Here is a 17,326-nt window from a genome sequence, read left to right as displayed (position 1 = left end):
GGAACCAAAGATCAAAATACCAAAAAGACTGATCCATATTTGGAATCAGTCTTTTTCAACATCATTAATAATGTTTTAATCCGTTCTCACCGGTAACTTGCCCTCAGCTTTCCGTTGGCCAACCAGCACTTTGATCCCTGCTGTCGTATTGGGCTCCTGCTTTCCATAGACGGCAAGCCCTGAACGCACATTCTGCAAATAAATCATCTCGTACGGGTTACCAAGCGACAATAGGGAGTAACGCTGATTACGCCTGTTCATCGTATCAATCAAGGTTTGATAATCGGACCAACCGAACTCACTGGCCACGTTACGGAACTGGTAAGAAGCGAGAATGACGTAGTCGGCCTGTCCAATCGCCTGGAGAGCTTCATTCGTCTTCCCTTGTCCAATAAGAGAAATTTCTGTCTTCAGGGATAGGTTACTTGCAGCTTGTTTCAGTTGCTTTTCAAGCTGCTTTGCCTGTTCCTGTTCGGCTGCGAGAATAACGACCCGGTCGCCTTGTTGAATTTGATCCGGAAGTACACCCTCACGGCTGGCCAATACGGTGACCGCTCGCTCGGCAATTTCCTGCTCCACCGAACGATGCTGCTTCGATCCAATGACACCGTTAAGCTCGGTTAACTTTTGGGCTAGAGTCTGGCTGCGTTCAAACAAACCATATTTGGCTTTCAGCTCCAGAATTCGCTTCACTGAAGCATGAATGGTTTTGTCCGGGATCTTCCCGCTCTTCACTGCGTTCACGAGCGTTTGATGTGCAACTGCCGGATCTTTTGGCATAAGGATGATATCAACACCTGCGGAAACAGCACGTTCCACGGCTTTATTCTCCCCAAAATGCTCCGCAATCGCATTCATGGTAAAAGCGTCAGATATGATCAGACCTTCGTATCCCAGCTCCCCCCGAAGCAGTCCGGTCAGCACCTTTTTGGATAAGGTGGCAGGTATGGGCACACTCTTTCCGTCTTTGAGTGAAGTGACATGCTCGTTATCAATGGCCGGGAAAGCAATGTGTGCAGTCATGATCATCTCGACCCCGTTCTCAATCGCATCCCGAAATGGTTTTAATTCTACCGCATCAAGCCGTGCGCGGTTATGTGTTAGCACAGGCATACCGAGATGTGAGTCTACGGTCGTATCCCCATGCCCTGGGAAATGCTTGACTGCCGCGATCACCCCGGATTGCTGTAGACCCTTTATCGTTGCGAGACCAAGCCGCGTCACCAAATCCGCGTCTGAGCCAAACGATCGTATGCCAATGATTGGGTTGTCTGGATTGCTGTTAATGTCTAGCACTGGCGCAAAGTTGATCTGTATCCCCAGTGCCTTCAACTCCTCTCCTGTCAACTGACCAGCCGCTTCAGCTAGAGCTGTATCTCCCGTTGCGCCAAGCGCCATTTGCCCCGGCAGATTCGTCCCGCCCGGTATCCGCTTAACGACGCCTCCTTCTTGGTCGATGCTAAGAAATAAAGGAATGTCGCCGGCTTCCCTTTGCATGTCATGTGTGAATGTTGTAAGCTGCCTGATATCTACAATATTTTTGTCGAAAAGAATAAGCCCGCCCAAATCTTGATCATGAATGCTGCGTTTCAGCCCTTCATGAACGGTCGTAGTCACTTTACCGTTCCATTGCCTAATGTCAGGCATAAGCATCTGGCCGACTTGCTCGCTTACGGTCATATAGGATATCAGCTTGTCCCAATCTTGTGTACGAATGGCTGCTTCACGTTCGAACCGAATCACTCGTGACATAAATACAGCATATTCCGCTCGCGTGACCGTTTGATTCGGACGATAAGTACCATCCGAATATCCGCCGACCAAGCCGTTGGAGCTCAAGATCAGAATAGGCGCTTCAGCCCAATGTTGTTTTGTATCTGACCAATTAGCTGGTTGCTTGCCTTCCAAGAGTGAATACGCACGCGTAAGAAATGCTGCAGTTTCGGCACGGCTAAGCGGTGCATCCGGACGGAAGGAGCCGCCAGGAAATCCGCTGGCAAGTCCGTTTTTTGATGCTAACGCGATTTCCCGATAAAAGGGGTGAGTTGTCGGAACATCCGAATAAGTCGTTGTACCTTCCACTGGTTTCTCCAGCTCTTGAGGATAAAGCTCTCGCACCATAAACGTGACGGCTTGCGCCCTTGTTACCAGCCCTTGGGGCTTAAATATTCCATTTCCATATCCTGCGACCGTTCCTCGTTCGGCCATATACTCGATACCGTCTTCTGCCCACTTCGAATGCTGAAGATCGGTAAAACGTTCTTCCGCATCTGCACTTCCTGCCCATATGAGCATAGAGCCGAGAACAGCACCGAATATCGCCATCATTTTTAGTTGCATCTATTTCACTCCTGTTGATGTTCTTTGTAAGAAGAATAGACGCTATTGATGTATGTTTTGTTGCGTTGGGTCGCTGCTATTATCGCTTGGGTACATGATTAACACCTATGAACACTTGACTGTTATCTCACCATCTAAGATAATTACAGTTTGACTAAAAAATTCCTACAGGAGGATCTTTCATTTGGAAGGGGGGCGCTCGTTATTAACTGGTTAAATGATCTCTATAAGATAAATAAACGGGAATCAAAAAAGGAAATCGAACGGTCTTTGGTTAACGCCATCTTCCGAATCTATGATCGGTTCCCTCGAATTGGTCTTAGAGAGCGAATCGGGCAGCAAGAAATGTCTCTCGATATAGCCGATGCTTATATCCACGGGCATAACGCCATGATTGAAGCTGGTGTCGGAATCGGCAAGTCTTTTGGCTACCTGATACCGAGCCTGCTCATGAATCAAATGTCGCAGAAACCGGTCATTATAGCTACATCCTCCATTCAGCTTTCGGAACAGATACATAAAGATTTAAGAGTCATTGGTAGCAGGTTGGGCTTCACAACAGTTCGCTCTGTCGTTGGGAAAGGTATGGGGCAGTATGCGTGCCGAAGTAGGGCCGCGGAATGGAGCAGGCCTGATAATCCGAACTCCTCACTGTCTACCCTTGCCCAGCGCATTTTAGATTTTGAAATTGATGAAAGAGCGGATATTAAAGCTGGAATTAGTGATGCCGAATGGTCCAACTTTTCCGTAAATGATTGCAAATTTGAACGTTGCCATCATAAAAATGCGTGCTTGTTTTACGATATGAGAGCTAAATTAAATGCAAAGGCTCATGAGATTGATTTTATTATTGTGAACCAGGACCTGCTCATACGGGATTTGATGAAGAAAAAAGAAGGAACCAAGAGTATCATCTCAGAACAGCCGGCTCTGATCGTCATTGATGAAGCGCATAATCTGGAAGCAAAAGTTCGAGATGCCAGAACGCTTGAGTTTACTTATCGGGGAATCAGCCGCATTCTGGATAATACTGTACAGCTTCTAACGAAGCAGTCCGGGGATAAAAGTCTCTTCTCACAATCCAAGTTTATAAAAAAATGTGTTGAACGAATCTTCCAACAGATAAACGCGGATCTGCTCCACCATGCGAAGCAGGATAGCGACCGTATAAAAGTGTCGGAAATAAAAGGTATACCGTTAAACCAAGTCTCGAACGATTTGAAAGATCTTAGTCTTCGCCTTTCCATTTTGACCTCCCGTCACGAACGGGAGATTGATGACACTTTTGAAGCTATAAACGGGCTTATTACCCTCATCCATGTTTTGGCTGAAATAGAGGATAACTATCTCATATGGGCAAGCAGTCCCTTGGGAGTAGCCACAATCAGCATCTGTCCCAAAGATATAAGCCAATTTCTGAAGTATGCTTTATTTAATGGCAAAGCGCCTGTTATCCTAACATCGGCAACGCTGTGCCAAGGTGGGGATACGCTGGAGGAACAATACTCTTATTTGACGCAGTCCCTCGGTTATAAGGGGGATTTTATGGATCGAAAATCCTCCCCTTTTGATTACACCAACCATACCATGATGTACATCTCCAACAAAGTTCCATATTACCACCATGATCAGCGCGAAAACTATCTTGAAGCAGCCTACAACGAATTGGTTCAACTCTGTAATTTAACACAAGGAAGAACAATCGTCCTTTTTTCAGCAAAGGAAGACATGAAATACATTCATAAGAAGCTGATTTCAAGGCCTGATGAATATAAAGGGGCAGTTCATGTTCAAAAAGAAGGATCTTCCCAGGACAGTGTCATCGCCGAATTCAGGAAAAGCAAAGGTGTGCTCCTGGGTACCGGTGTATTCTGGGAAGGCGTGAATATCGAGGGTTCTGACCTGTCACAGGTCATTATTTTCCGGCTGCCCTTCCCTGTTCCTTCAGACCCTATTTATGAATATAAGGCATCTGTAACGAAGAATTCGTTCATGGAGGTGTTTGTACCGGATATGCTTCTCCGGTTAAGGCAAGGAACGGGACGCTTGATTCGCAGTGAAACGGATCTTGGCATACTCAGCATACTCGACTCCCGTCTCAGCGCAGCGGCAAAAAAGAGTTACCGGGAACAGGTGCTGGATACGCTGCCATTCAAAGAAGTGACTGAGGATTTTTCGACTTTGGAGAAATTTGTTCAACAAAAAGGGATACGACGTACGGATTGATCGTGGAACAACCCAACCATATAACTTTGCAAATCACATGAAATAGGCCCTTCCATCCATAAAGCGGAGGGGCCTATTCAATGCTTGAAGTAAGATATATGCTACAATATATTCCAGATCTAAGAATCCCAAAGGAGGCATTTACATGGTTGAAAGACCGACTACAGAGGAGTATGCAGCTTTTTATGAAGGGTACATCCAGCTTGTTCCTGAAGGGAACATCATCGAACAGTTAGAGCAGCAGGCCAACATCGTACAAACTTTGCTTTCTTCATTAACAGAGGAGCAAGCAAACTATCGTTACGCCGAAGGCAAATGGAGCGTGAAGGAGGTCATCGGCCACCTTTTGGATAACGAACGCATCATGAGTAGTCGATTGCTTCGCATCGCCAGAGGTGACAAAGCGAATCATCCTGGCTACGATCAGGACGTGCTTATGCAGAGCCAACCTTTTAACGCGTATACCGTAGCCGATTTGAACGAAGAATATGTCGTCACACGCCGTTCTACCATTCTTATGCTCCGTCACCTCACGCCGGAAGCTTGGCTCTGTAGAGGGATCGTCAGTGATAATCCTGCTTCAGCTCGATCGATCGCCTATATTTTGGTTGGACATGAGCTTCACCATTTATCAGTACTTCGCGATCGTTATTCGCTGGATGTGAAATTATAATCCCAACTAAATTATATTTCTGGCTTCTTCTACAATTTGATTGATGATATCGCCTGCAGATTGGTTATCTGTTAACATTCTCGTTCCCTGACCTGCCCAAAGGGCCATATACTCGGGATTATTTTGCTTAGCTGAAGCATTTCTAATCTCGCGAGTTAATGTATTTTGGGTAGGAAAGGTTAGCGGCTTAATACTGGATGCTTCCCAATGTTGTATAAAGTCGTTCTTGATGCCACGCGCCGGCCGGCCAGAAAAGGCATTTGTAATTACGGTGCTTTCCTCTGTGCTATCAAGCAATGCACGTTTATATACCTTATGTGCGCCAGACTCAACTGATGTTAAGAAACGAGTTCCCATTTGTACACCTTGAGCTCCTAAAGCGAGTGAAGCCACCAGTCCTCTGCCATCCATAATTCCGCCGGCAGCAATGACTGGAATATGAACGTGATCTACAATTTGTGGGACTAGTGCCATGGTTCCGATATTTGCTCCACTAGGCTGAGATGATACATCAAAAGTTCCTCGATGCCCTCCTGCTTCACTACCTTGTGCAACGATGACATCACATCCGCGCTTCTCCGCTTGAATGGCTTCCTCTACCGTGGTGACCTTACTCTAATTTTGATCCCTAACGATTTTGCCTTCTGCATATGATGCTCGGAAAATAATCCAAACGTTGTACTAATAATCGAAACTTTTTCGTCCAGCAAGATGTCAAACTGTTCCTCAAAATGATTGGGTGTACGTATTTCATCTTGAGCATGCTGCTTCACACCCAAGGATTCTCGAATCGGGGTCAACTCTTCGTTTACCGCATCAAAATTCGTATAGTGATCCGGTCCAACATGAGCAAAAATATTTATGGCAAACGGTGCTTGCGTCCGTTTTTTAATCTCGTGTATGGCTCCTCTTAGTTCCTCAGGACTCAAATAGGCAGCGCCTAACGTCCCTAACCCACCTGCATTAGAAACCGCAGCGACCAGGGGTGCCATGTTTGCAATTCCCGCCATCCCCGCAAGAACGATTGGATAACGAATATTGAAGCTTTCACAGAACTTACTGTTTAATTGAATAGACATCGAGGTTCCCTCCTCATCAATTCGGATTCCATTCTTTTATAGTTTACATTGAGTTTATCCATCTTGTATAATCCGTAAATCAGATGTTATATATCATGATTTCAGATAGATTGTTTTCTAAAGGAGGGTCAACTTGGATATTCACTTGCTGGAGATTTTCATCCAAACCGCTCATGAAGGAAGTATTTCCAAAACAGCAAAAAAACTAAATTATGCTCAATCCAATGTTACACACAAAATTCAACAGTTAGAGGCCGATCTTCAGACCGTCTTATTTTACCGTCACAAAAAGGGAGTTACGCTTACTCCTTCTGGACAAGTTTTAGTAGGTTACGCCGAAAAGATTCTAAATACCATTAACGAAGCCAAAGCCGCCGTAGGAAGCAGCTCCACTCCTTCAGGTCCTCTCATTATCGGTTCTATGGAAACAACTGCAGCAGTCCGGCTGCCTTCCGTTTTCGCGCAATATCATTTGAAATATCCGAATGTAGATTTTTCTTTAGTTACAGGGCCAACAGAAAGGCTGCTTCATGGAGTCCTACATTATGAACTGCATGGAGCTTTTGTTTCCGGTCCGATAGAACACCCATATCTCACGCAAGATAAAGTCATTGAAGAGAGGCTTGTTCTTGTTACTTCACCCAAGCATCCCCGGATACAATCGATTCATGAGTTACAAAATCATACGATGCTGGTTTTTCCCAAAGGATGTTCATACCGAGCCAAGCTTAACACTCTCTTACAAGAAGAAGGATTATTGCCTGTGAAATTAATGGAATTTGGAACCCTCGAAACGATAATTGCTTGTGTTAGTGCAGGTATGGGTATTACTTTACTTCCTTATTCCATCATTGCGGATTATGAAGTAAGTGACAAGGTAACCTGCCACTCCTTACCGGAGAAGTATTCTTCAGTAACGACCATGTTTGTTAAACGAAAAGACACCCTCATTACACCGGCGCTATCTGCTTTTTTAGATGAAACTAAGAAAGAAATTCTCCAAAGCTAGCTGCACCGATAAAGCAAAAAAAGCCGCTAAACCAGCGACTTTCAATGGGGCTATGCTCTGCTTTACCCACATGCGCTTTTGCCCACTTCAATACTCTCTCTTGATTACAAAAAATGAGCCCCGAATGGTTCCAGCTAACTTAGATTTCTGTCTGGCAAACTTAAACTTGCCTTCCAACTCCGCTGGAACTTCCATCCCCTCAGAAAGCTTAAAACCCACGGCCCGCTTCTTAGGGTCATCCACCGTATACATGACATTGAGTCCAAGACCATCTTCATAAAAGACGTAGGAAAATCGAATGTTTTCTACTTGAAAAGCTGATGTTTCCAAGGACTTGGCTGCAAACTCAATATCACGTTCTTCCTTCAAAATTCGTGTTACATAGTCAAGGGTGTCCTGACTTTCGCTAGCAGGAACAACCGTAAATTCATGCTTATATTTGTTCATAAAATAACGGGCCTCATTCGCACGCAAACCTGCAAGCGCTGCTGCTACTGGTGACGACTCTAATCCGACCGTAGACACATTTTTAAAATCAACGATATACGACGACATTCCGATCTCTCCTTCAAGTTTATTTCTTAACAACAGGAATCCATATTTCACCAAATACCAAGCCGTTTCGTTGTCCCATCTCAACCGTAGTATTTGGCCCACCGACATAAGCATAATTCGTTTCCGTTGGAAGGACTTGACCAAAAGCAACGCCAGTAAGGTTATTACTTAACTCATCAGATGTTGCCCCCTCCCCTTTAACGACAAGGTACTCACCTTTAGGGAATTGGATCACTCTGGTTGCTTCTGGCAGTGTTTCTTCTGTCATGACGCCAGCATAATGCATCATCTTGTTATTCACCGCTTCGTTCACGGCAAAAATATAGTCATTTGTCGCTATTGCTTTTAAAGAGTCCAGACTTCCATCTTCTTTCACAGCCGACCAAAAATCAGCCTTTTCTTTGTTAATACCAGCATAGTCTGTGTAGTTGCTCTTAAGCTCCGTTCCAATACCCAAAACGATAAAGCTGTCTTTTTCTTCAAAATTATAATTACTCATTCGTAACACCATCCTCTTTAAATTTATCAATGCATTTGTCTTTTCACTTGATGGGTTTATAATAACCTTAAATCCTGTCAAATTATGATACTGTTTAGGAGGAAACCATGAAAAAAGTTGAACGGATTAATATCATCATGAGATATATTAACAACCGTGCTCACTTTACCATTTCTGAAATCATGCGGGAATTTAACATCTCTCGTTCGACTGCTATTCGAGATATCCGAGAAATTGAAGCTATGGGTATGCCACTTGTCGCTGAAGTTGGAAGGGATGGGGGTTATTTTGTCATGAACAACTCTGTCCTGCCCACGGTCCGCTTTACGGATAATGAAATTAAAGCTCTTTTCCTCGCCTTTATGGCAACCCGAAATCAACAACTCCCTTATTTAAAGAGCCGTCAGTCTTTAACCGAAAAGTTACTGGGCCTCATCTCCGAAAATCAGCAAGATGACCTTGTTCTTTTAAATCAAATATTGCTTTTTGAAGGGACCAACCCCCATAATCCCGACTTGCTTGATCTGTCTGACCTGCCCCACCCTATGTTGGAAAAACTCATTCAGCTTCTTCTAATAGAAAGCTCTTTGTTGGTTACCGTCCAAGAAGAAAGGGAAATAAAGTCGTACCCCATTTATCTTCTACACCTTTATCGCGAAAAAAGCCTATGGATCATTGAAGGCTTCGACTTAGAGGAAGAAAAGAGACGGATTTTATCTGTCGACAATCTCACCCATATTGAACCCTTTCCTACGAAGAAAAAGGTAAGTAAGAAAAAGATTTTAGAAAGATTAAGTAAGCAGGAAGAAATGATCAACCTTGTCCTTGAACTTGGTCCAAAGGCGATTGCACAGTTCAAGAAATACCATCCTTTAAAGCTTTCACTTTCTTATACGAACCCTTACCAAACTACAGCCGTGATAAAGACGTTTATTAAAGTTCATCATGCAGAAGAATTAACCGAAATAACCAATTGGTTGCTTTTCTTAGGTGGAGATATCCAGGTTAAGGAGATGCCAGAAGAAATTTTAGCAGTTGTACAAGAGAGATTAAGCTTATTTTGCCCATAAGTAGTAGTGGATAGTTAAACCCAAATAACTTTGAACTTGATCTTGCTTTTTATTATCTGCTGTTTCTACTGAGATCTACTATGGGACATTATCCCAATTGACCTAAGCTTTAAGGAAACGTTTAGCGATAAAAAAACGCATTGAGGAATTATCTCCTCAACACGTTTTCTGGCGATCTACAAATCGCTTATATCATCTGTTATTGTTAAGCTCTTCAAAGCACTTAATATTAGTCTCGAAATCAGGCACAGTTTGAGATTCTTCAGCTTGTTTAACTAATCTTACAACCATATCATTATAAGGTGTTGAGATTTGTTTGCCTGAAGCTGACCGTGGAACTACTCCATTGATATAATCAATTTCGGTCTGTCGTTGCTTTTCGAGATCCTGTAGCATACTTGCTTTTAACAGTCTGGAGGACTCCATGAGAATCCGAAGTGTTTCAATTCGTTCCGGGATATCCTTATCACTTTGTATTTCCAAAGATTCAATATCAAAGCCACCCATCGTGGCAAATTTCACACCATTTGCGTGTCCAACTTTGATTGTTTCATCGGCAATACGGACGGCACTTACAATACTAATATCATGATCAAGCACAACGCCATACTCCACGTTTAGTGCTGCAGATAGACCGCTAAATGCATTGTTAATAAGCAATTTAGACCACTTCGTGCCCACCAGGTTATCGGAAATATGTGTTCCACCCACAAGGTCTAGTATAGATTTGATCTGTTGAATTCTTTCGGTTGTTTCACCATTTAATTCGCCAATTTGAAAAGCGTACTGCTTAAAGCGATTGAACTCTGTTGTAAGTCTTGATACTCCCGGTTCAATAAACGTAGCACCAAATTCAACAGATCCGGCAATGACCCGTTCTCGGCCAACAATGGAAGCCACCTTTTCTTCAGGGATACCGTTTTGCAAGGAAAGCACAACACTTTGGTCATCTAAATACGGCAACAGATCTTTTAGAACGGACTCGTTATATAGCTGTTTAGTTAGAAGCAAGACTAGATCATAAGTTCCTGACATGTCGTCAGGAGTAATGGCCTTCACCTTTGCCTGAAAATCCGTAGTACCAGTAATTTGGGCCCCTGTCTGGTTTAATGCGTCCACATGTGCTTGATAGACATCGATCAACTCTACATCTTGTCCGCCGGTAGCTATATATGCACCAGCAATGGTTCCTAAGGAACCTGCTCCTAAAATTGCAATTCTCATATGAATTCCCCTACCTTTTCTTTTTGATTGCTTTTAATGACGTTTATTTTTCATCAGCCAAATAATCATATATAACTGTTGGAGAAGGCAGTGAAAGCTCTGTGATGATATGGGAAGCCGAAACAACCTCAAGTACAGGCAAATCTGCCATCGGCGCAAGAGCATGAGCGAATAGCTCCAGTCTTGCAGGGCCTGACCAGGCACCTTGTATTTTAATATCCGTAATTTGGCTTCGGACCAATTCACAGATTCTTGGATATCCGTCATAACCAGGCATCTTTTTCAGCATATAATTTGGTTTAACAATCTCTTGTAGCGCCTCCGAATGATCAAGTGGAAAATGCTTATATCCCATGGTCGCGGTAGCCACTCTCAAAGAGCCATAATCCATAAGTCCAACCAATGTGTCGGAATCTACATACAAACTGGGTTTGCCCATTTTTTTAGGATAGGCACCTATCTCCCTGCCTGATGCGATTGCAGGAAAACTGTCTACGTACATGGCGTGGAGATAATCTCCTTCCTCCCCTTCAAAGCTCACAGGTATCACCTGACCACACTCTGTATAGGAACCAAGGCCTGTTACATCCGGCATTTTCATAATCTCAAACCTTACAAGCGGAGAGGTAACCTCCAATGGCTCCGGAACGATTTTTCTTATGCTTTCCAGATCAGTCCTATATAAAATGTTCAGATATTCGCGATTATAAAAACGATATGGCCCCAAAGGAAATGCCCCTGCATCCAGCGGAGTTGTAAATTGCTTAACCACTTCTTCCTTTCTCATCTGAACGACACCTTCCGATCTCTAATTTCTTCATTCTGTTGTCTGATTTCTCTATCGAAATGATGATTACAAAACCCATTTTACATCTCAATTTACATTTAATCTAATACATGATAATATATAAACTCATTTATTATAATAAATATAGGAGGTGCACTATAGTGGAGCTGCTTCAGTTGAAATATTTTCAGACCGTCGCTTATACAGAACATATTTCTAAGGCTGCCGAACAATTAAATATTGCTCAGCCTTCTTTAAGCCTGACGATAAAGAGACTTGAGGATGAGTTGGGTACAACCTTATTTGATCGGAAAGGAAGAAATATTCAATTGAATGCTTCCGGAAAAATCCTCTTGAACCATGTCAACAGGATCTTCACCGAAATTGAAAATGCAAGAATGGAAATACAGACGAAGGATATGGCAATTGACCATACCGTCAAAATATCGATTTCAAATCCTAGATTCCTATCTGGATTGATCAGCAGGTACATTACCCAGTGGCCGGATACCAATATACAACAAGGACTCGGAGCTAGAAATGACATCCTTGCAAGCTTAAAAAAAGGGGATATTGATTTGGGGATCGCAGGTCCACCTATAGCGGACGATGAGATTGAAAGTTGTGTCCTTATTAATGAAGATATCGTGCTAGTTTTACCATCCACTCACAAGTTTGCGACAAAATCTGAAATTTCGCTAAGCAAAGTGGCTGATGAATCTTTTATTTCCCTTGCTAATAATGAGGAATATAGCTTTTTTACAACCGAGCTTTGCAAAAAAGCAGGATTCACTCCCAAGAATATATTCGAGGTTGATTCTCATTTACTGGCAGAAATTATTAAGGTTAATCAGGGTATCGCGCTGCTCCCAATTTCGGTCTGTAGAAAATTGGATTTGATTTACGTCAGAATTGTGGATATTAATCCTACCTATCCAGTGGGACTATCTTGGGTGAAGGATAGACATTTGACTACTTCGGCCCAAAATTTCCGGGACTTTATTATTGCATATTTTAATGATCATTACGCATTGTACAAAGTTTGAAAAACTACACATACGGAGCATTCTGTGACTTTTTGCGACTTGAAATTAGTCATTGGTTTTCATCTATAGTGCTGTAATATATCATTCACTGATTGCTCAGGTGACTGCTCCGAACTGTCCAGCCAAAATCCCATTTGAGGCGTTTCCTTCAAAAAGTCTGAATACAAATTCTCTACCGTAAAGCCAGTGTACCCTACCTTTCCTCTTGACTTTTCACGCTCTTTTACCACCTCTACCTTAGGACACAGCACAACTAACTGAACCGGATAATCCTTTAACTGCTCCATCATATAGACTAATTCCGCACCATAGTAATTATCCTGCAAAACTACAGAAAAACCATTCTCATAATAGGTTTTTGCGGCATTTGCGGCTAACTGATAACGCAAATATAATTGACGGACTGCTTCATCCGACGGTTCAGCGGACATGTCTTCGCGGCCGGATACAATCATGCGACGGAATATATCACCACGCAGATGCACGGCTTTTCCCAGCTTGGAAGCCAGCAGCTCCGACACTGTTGACTTACCAGAAGCCATTACGCCTGTAATTAAGTAGATCGCTTTTTCCATAACTAAGTACCTCCTTCTTTTCATAAAAAGAAACAACCCTATACAAAGCAGAAACACTCAACATAAATAAGAATGAGCTCTTAGGAATATTTATTTAACATAGCATTTAGAAACTCTCGAAACTCTTCAACATATGCTTTAGGTTCTATGATTTCCAAATCCGTCCCGAAACTAGCTAAAAACCGAAATCCAAAGTGGTTTTGTGGCATATCTATTTCGGCTATAAGGAGTTCAGAATTGTAAGCTTCAATCCTTTTGTGACCGTACCTTTCAATAAATTGATCTTTTATTCGATGTGAGATCAATACTTTAATTGTAATTAGTTTCGGTTTATAATATTGCTCTGTTTTCTGTTCAGTCATATAATCTCTAGCAACAAATGTTTTAATATCGATATTCAGATTATCCGTTCTAGACAATTTAAAAGTTCGATATTCCATTCGATCTAAACAAAACCCCTTCAAATACCAACTCATTTCACTAAAACGAAGCTGGTATGGCTCGACCCGTCTCTGCGACTTGACTCCACTTTGATCTATATAATCGAATGTAAGTAACCTTCCTTGCTCTATTGCTTCCTGGCAGGTCTTTAAGATTTGGACAATTTCAGGACGACCATCCCAATTATAAAAAGACAGTTGAATTGTACCTCCTGAAATCGTTGAACCTATCATCGATTCAATCTTTTTAAGCGTTGATTCTATTTCGTCACTAAAGAGAATTTTTCCCAATCCACCCAGTGCAGTTAGTATATTTTCTAAATCTTTGCTACTTAAAAGTCGTTTGTCTATTTTGTATTCATCCATAATCCCGTATCCACCGTTCACTCCATTTATAGCATAAATGGGAATGTTAGATAATCCGAGTGTTTCCATATCACGTAGAATCGTCCTTTTGGACACATTGAATAATTTCGCAAATTCGGTGGCTGATACCACATTCTTTTGCAACAAGATCATTATGATCGATATTAATCTTTCAATTTTGTTCATGATAGTCCTCTTTAGGTAAATAAATTTTGAACGTAGCTATAATAGGTGACAATCTAGCTGTCACCTATTATAGCTTACACTTCATGTATTACAAGAAGGAGGTTTTATCATGTCAGTTATTGCATATTTAAATTTTGATGGGAACACTGAGCAAGCCATCGCGTTTTATTCAGAAGCTTTAAACGCAAGTGAGGTAAAAAAAGTGAAATTCAAGGATTTTCCACAAGATCCAAACTATCCTTTACCAGAAAATGAGTTAAATATGATTATGGAGTCATTGTTAGAATTCGCTGGTGGGAAAATAATGATGTCGGATCTTCTTCCTTCGATGAAGAATGTAACGGGTGAGCTGGTTAAAGGCAGCAATATAATCATTAGTATCATTATTGATGATAAACAGGCAATGAAAAACTACTTTACTAATTTGTCTGAAGGCGGCTATGTGATCATGCCATTATCAGAGATGCCTTGGTCTTCCTGCTTCGGAATGTTGGTTGATAAATTTGGTATCGTTTGGAAGTTTAATAGCGACGCTTACACATTCCTGGATAGCGTAATTTCTAATGCTACTTAATGAACTGCTTCCAGCAAAGTCAAAAAGCGAATTGAGATCTTGGTTTCAAGAACATTACCTGACTGAAAATTCTTGCTGGATCGTTGTGAGTATGAAATCAACACCAGGTACGCTGTTGTATCTGGATGCTGTTGAAGAAGCCTTGTGTTTTGGATGGATTGATGGACAAAAAAAGAAAATTTCCCTGACTCAATTAGCTCAAAGACTATCTCCGAGAAGCAAAAAAAGTTCGTGGACTGAATTGAATAAAGAACGAGCCCGTCGCCTTGAATCGTTGGGATTAATGACAGATGAAGGTCGAAAGGCTCTCCCTGATCTCAGTTACGAATCATTTAAAATTGACCCTATTATTGAGCAGAGGTTAAAAGAGGACACGGATGTGTATCAGAATTTTGCGGCATTCCCAGATCTTTATAAAAGAATTCGAATCGACACCATCCAAAGCTATAAAAATCAACCTGAGTTATTTAACAAAAGATTAGATAAATTTATAACAAACACCAAACAAAATAAAATGTATGGCAATTGGAATGACAATGGACGCCTTTATGACCAAAACACCTCACCTTGAATATTCAAGGTGAGGTGTTTACCTTTTAATTGCCTGTCTTTTTCTTCTCGGATTCGGGATAGCGGTCACCAACAATTTGGATCTTGCTAATCTCATCATTAATTGTCATCAATTCTTGCACGGTGAAGACGATCTCGGTTGCTGCAACATTTTCTGTGATTCTACTGACATTTGTTGTCCCTGGGATAGGCACAATAGAGGGTTTCTGAGCAAGAATCCATGCTAGCGTAATTTGCGCTGTGGTTACATTTTTTTTCTCAGCCAGCTTACTCAGATACTGAACAACCACCTGATTTGCTTCCATCGCTTCCTTTGTAAATCGCGGAAGCTCGCCCCTATTGTCATTCTCTGTGAATGAAGCATTCTTGTCTAATTTTCCGGTAAGAAATCCACGACCCAGGGGACTATAGGCTACCAAACCGATCCCCAACTCATCGAGTACAGGAAAAATATCTGTTTCCAACTCTCGCCACCAAATCGAGTATTCACTTTCCACTGCCGTTAGTGGTTCAACGGTATGCGCACGACGAATCGTTGCAGCGCTCGCCTCTGACAACCCCCAGTGAAGAATCTTACCTTCTTTTTTTAGTTTTTGCATCGTCAACGCCACATCTTCAATTGGAACCTTTGGATCAACACGGTGGATGTAGTATAAATCGATATAATCCGTTTTTAATCTTTTTAATGATCCTTCAACTGAACGAATAATGGATTCTGGTCGGCTGTCCAGTTCATTTGTTGTGCTAGCAATCTTATGGCCTCCTTTCGTTGCAATTTGTACCTTATGCCGATGACCTGTTAGCGCCTCACCAACAAGCTCCTCATTGGTGTATGGCCCATAAACCTCCGCTGTATCAAACATCGTGATGCCAGCATCAATAGCTGAGTGTACAACGGAAATCATTTCACCCCGGTCTTTTGCCGGTCCCCGATGGTAGTTCAGCCCCATACATCCAAATCCAACTTCAGAGGTTTCCAAACCGTTGATTCCCAAAATTCTTTTCTTCATCATCGTTTCCTTTCTTAACCGTATTTTTTATCAGTCTCATAAATTTGTATAAGAGTATCTACTCCTATGGTAATTTCCAAAGCGAAAGATTTCTAATACCTATGATGAATGTTTTATCATGCCTAATGTGTATCGTATAATTATCTGTAAGTTATCCATTAGTGGACTTATGGAAGGATGATTAGAATGGATATTCGTGTTTTGAAGTATTTTTTAACTGTGTCTAACGTAGGCAATATAACAAAAGCAGCAGAAATCCTTCACATTACACAACCAACACTAAGCAGACAGCTTATGGATCTTGAAGAAGAGCTGGGTACTCGTTTGTTTATACGGGGCAAGAGGCAAATTACGCTGACCGATAGTGGGTTACTTTTTCAACAACGAGTAAAAGAAATTATTTCCCTTCTAGATAAGACAGAAAGAGATCTGGCAGAACAAAAAGATTTGATTGGTGGGGTTGTTTCTATTGGATGTGTTGAGTCCACCGTTTCTAGAGCGTTGCCAGAATTACTAGAGGAATTCTCCAATCGGCACCCTAGGGTACAATATGAATTGTACAGCGCAGACGGAGATGACATTAGAGAGAAACTTGATCGAGGAAATATCGATATCGGTATATTTTTGGAACCAATTGAAGCTGCAAAATATGAATATATTCGATTACCCTATGAGGAAAAGTGGGGGATTCTGATGAGACGTGATGATCCTCTTGCTCAGAAAAAATCTATTGGTATTGAAGATATTCTTGCTTTACCCTTAATTCCACCCCGACGTACAATTGTACAAAATGAGATTGCAAGCTGGCTTGGAGTTGAGAATGATAGCCTGTCAATTTTTGCATCACATAATTTACTGACGAATGCTATGCTGTTGGTAGAACGGAAACTTGGATATGCCATTTGTGTGAGTGGATCTTATACGATCCGGGAAAGTAGTCGTACTTGTTTTGTTCCATTTGAACCTGAACGAACCACTAGCCATGTACTCGCATGGAAAAAGAATAAAATATTCAGTTCAGCTACTGCACACTTTATTCAGTTTATAAAAGATAGCTATCAAACTTAATCTCCATGATTATTTAAATAACCCAAAGC

Annotated in this window: 18 protein-coding genes; 8 read left to right on the top strand and 10 right to left on the bottom strand. The window is 41.9% G+C overall.

All coding sequences use genetic code 11. The features are described 5' to 3' along the window. Positions 1 to 75 precede the first annotated feature (75 nt). Positions 76 to 2,340 (bottom strand): glycoside hydrolase family 3 N-terminal domain-containing protein, encoded by a 2,265-nt coding sequence (locus tag ACR1R9_RS09400; RefSeq protein WP_433921244.1) that lies wholly within the window; start codon positions 2,338 to 2,340, stop codon positions 76 to 78. Between the two features lie 270 nt (positions 2,341 to 2,610). Between ACR1R9_RS09400 and ACR1R9_RS09395 the strand changes: the two genes are divergently transcribed. Both ACR1R9_RS09395 and ACR1R9_RS09390 read left to right on the top strand, forming a co-directional pair. Beyond that, the gene (locus tag ACR1R9_RS09395) at positions 2,611 to 4,566 is read left to right on the top strand and encodes an ATP-dependent DNA helicase (protein ID WP_257219470.1); all 1,956 of its coding nucleotides are present in this window, start codon (positions 2,611 to 2,613) and stop codon (positions 4,564 to 4,566) included. 145 nt (positions 4,567 to 4,711) lie between these two features. Beyond that, positions 4,712 to 5,239 (top strand): DinB family protein, encoded by a 528-nt coding sequence (locus ACR1R9_RS09390; RefSeq protein WP_099856080.1) that lies wholly within the window; start codon positions 4,712 to 4,714, stop codon positions 5,237 to 5,239. Between the two features lie 6 nt (positions 5,240 to 5,245). Here the strand turns inward: ACR1R9_RS09390 and ACR1R9_RS09385 are convergent, their stop codons facing one another. Next, positions 5,246 to 5,797, bottom strand: coding sequence for an NAD(P)H-dependent flavin oxidoreductase (locus ACR1R9_RS09385; protein WP_433956455.1), 552 nt, complete (start codon positions 5,795 to 5,797; stop codon positions 5,246 to 5,248). Positions 5,798 to 5,835: 38 nt separating this feature from the next. Then, a complete protein-coding gene (locus ACR1R9_RS09380; RefSeq protein ID WP_433921245.1) occupies positions 5,836 to 6,318 on the bottom strand; it encodes an NAD(P)H-dependent flavin oxidoreductase in 483 nt (160 codons plus the stop codon). A gap of 133 nt (positions 6,319 to 6,451) precedes the next feature. Between ACR1R9_RS09380 and ACR1R9_RS09375 the strand changes: the two genes are divergently transcribed. After that, positions 6,452 to 7,327 carry a LysR family transcriptional regulator gene (locus ACR1R9_RS09375; RefSeq protein WP_433921246.1) on the top strand — a complete coding sequence of 292 codons (876 nt, stop codon included), beginning with the start codon at positions 6,452 to 6,454 and terminating at the stop codon, positions 7,325 to 7,327. Positions 7,328 to 7,414: 87 nt separating this feature from the next. Here the strand turns inward: ACR1R9_RS09375 and ACR1R9_RS09370 are convergent, their stop codons facing one another. Together ACR1R9_RS09370 and ACR1R9_RS09365 are read right to left on the bottom strand one after the other, a co-directional pair. Continuing rightward, entirely contained in the window at positions 7,415 to 7,882 is a 468-nt protein-coding gene (locus ACR1R9_RS09370; protein WP_433921247.1) for a phage tail protein, read from the bottom strand. A 19-nt stretch (positions 7,883 to 7,901) separates the two neighbouring features. Further along, the gene (locus ACR1R9_RS09365; RefSeq protein WP_433921248.1) at positions 7,902 to 8,381 is read right to left on the bottom strand and encodes a GyrI-like domain-containing protein; all 480 of its coding nucleotides are present in this window, start codon (positions 8,379 to 8,381) and stop codon (positions 7,902 to 7,904) included. Positions 8,382 to 8,488: 107 nt separating this feature from the next. On the opposite strand from ACR1R9_RS09365, the gene ACR1R9_RS09360 reads away from it, so the two are divergent. Then, positions 8,489 to 9,451 (top strand): helix-turn-helix transcriptional regulator, encoded by a 963-nt coding sequence (locus ACR1R9_RS09360; protein WP_433921249.1) that lies wholly within the window; start codon positions 8,489 to 8,491, stop codon positions 9,449 to 9,451. 192 nt (positions 9,452 to 9,643) lie between these two features. On the opposite strand, the gene ACR1R9_RS09355 is transcribed toward ACR1R9_RS09360, so the two are convergent. Together ACR1R9_RS09355 and ACR1R9_RS09350 are read right to left on the bottom strand one after the other, a co-directional pair. Continuing rightward, positions 9,644 to 10,675, bottom strand: a complete 1,032-nt coding sequence (locus tag ACR1R9_RS09355) for a ketopantoate reductase family protein (RefSeq protein WP_433921250.1) — start codon at positions 10,673 to 10,675, stop codon at positions 9,644 to 9,646. A 43-nt stretch (positions 10,676 to 10,718) separates the two neighbouring features. Further along, on the bottom strand, positions 10,719 to 11,462 hold the full coding sequence (locus ACR1R9_RS09350) for an acetoacetate decarboxylase (RefSeq protein ID WP_433921251.1): 744 nt from the start codon (positions 11,460 to 11,462) through the stop codon (positions 10,719 to 10,721). 161 nt (positions 11,463 to 11,623) lie between these two features. On the opposite strand from ACR1R9_RS09350, the gene ACR1R9_RS09345 reads away from it, so the two are divergent. Then, positions 11,624 to 12,508: a LysR family transcriptional regulator gene (locus ACR1R9_RS09345; RefSeq protein ID WP_175382273.1), complete on the top strand. Its 885-nt coding sequence runs from the start codon at positions 11,624 to 11,626 to the stop codon at positions 12,506 to 12,508. A 59-nt stretch (positions 12,509 to 12,567) separates the two neighbouring features. Here ACR1R9_RS09345 and ACR1R9_RS09340 read toward each other — a convergent pair whose 3' ends face one another. Together ACR1R9_RS09340 and ACR1R9_RS09335 are read right to left on the bottom strand one after the other, a co-directional pair. Further along, positions 12,568 to 13,083 carry an AAA family ATPase gene (locus tag ACR1R9_RS09340; RefSeq protein WP_076289262.1) on the bottom strand — a complete coding sequence of 172 codons (516 nt, stop codon included), beginning with the start codon at positions 13,081 to 13,083 and terminating at the stop codon, positions 12,568 to 12,570. Positions 13,084 to 13,163: 80 nt separating this feature from the next. Continuing rightward, positions 13,164 to 14,075: a helix-turn-helix transcriptional regulator gene (locus tag ACR1R9_RS09335; RefSeq protein ID WP_433921252.1), complete on the bottom strand. Its 912-nt coding sequence runs from the start codon at positions 14,073 to 14,075 to the stop codon at positions 13,164 to 13,166. A gap of 109 nt (positions 14,076 to 14,184) precedes the next feature. Between ACR1R9_RS09335 and ACR1R9_RS09330 the strand changes: the two genes are divergently transcribed. Together ACR1R9_RS09330 and ACR1R9_RS09325 are read left to right on the top strand one after the other, a co-directional pair. Next, positions 14,185 to 14,649: a VOC family protein gene (locus ACR1R9_RS09330; protein WP_433921253.1), complete on the top strand. Its 465-nt coding sequence runs from the start codon at positions 14,185 to 14,187 to the stop codon at positions 14,647 to 14,649. Next, positions 14,639 to 15,220 (top strand): YdeI/OmpD-associated family protein, encoded by a 582-nt coding sequence (locus ACR1R9_RS09325; RefSeq protein WP_076289259.1) that lies wholly within the window; start codon positions 14,639 to 14,641, stop codon positions 15,218 to 15,220. Before ACR1R9_RS09330 ends, ACR1R9_RS09325 begins: the two co-directional genes overlap by 11 nt. 25 nt (positions 15,221 to 15,245) lie before the next feature. Here the strand turns inward: ACR1R9_RS09325 and ACR1R9_RS09320 are convergent, their stop codons facing one another. Then, positions 15,246 to 16,229 (bottom strand): aldo/keto reductase, encoded by a 984-nt coding sequence (locus tag ACR1R9_RS09320; protein ID WP_433923744.1) that lies wholly within the window; start codon positions 16,227 to 16,229, stop codon positions 15,246 to 15,248. A 186-nt stretch (positions 16,230 to 16,415) separates the two neighbouring features. Between ACR1R9_RS09320 and ACR1R9_RS09315 the strand changes: the two genes are divergently transcribed. Further along, a complete protein-coding gene (locus ACR1R9_RS09315) occupies positions 16,416 to 17,297 on the top strand; it encodes a LysR family transcriptional regulator (RefSeq protein WP_433921254.1) in 882 nt (293 codons plus the stop codon). The last annotated feature ends 29 nt before the right edge of the window (positions 17,298 to 17,326 follow it).

The organism is Paenibacillus taichungensis (assembly GCF_050994985.1).
Taxonomy (GTDB): domain Bacteria; phylum Bacillota; class Bacilli; order Paenibacillales; family Paenibacillaceae; genus Paenibacillus; species Paenibacillus taichungensis.
This window is presented reverse-complemented; position numbering and strand designations above follow the sequence as displayed.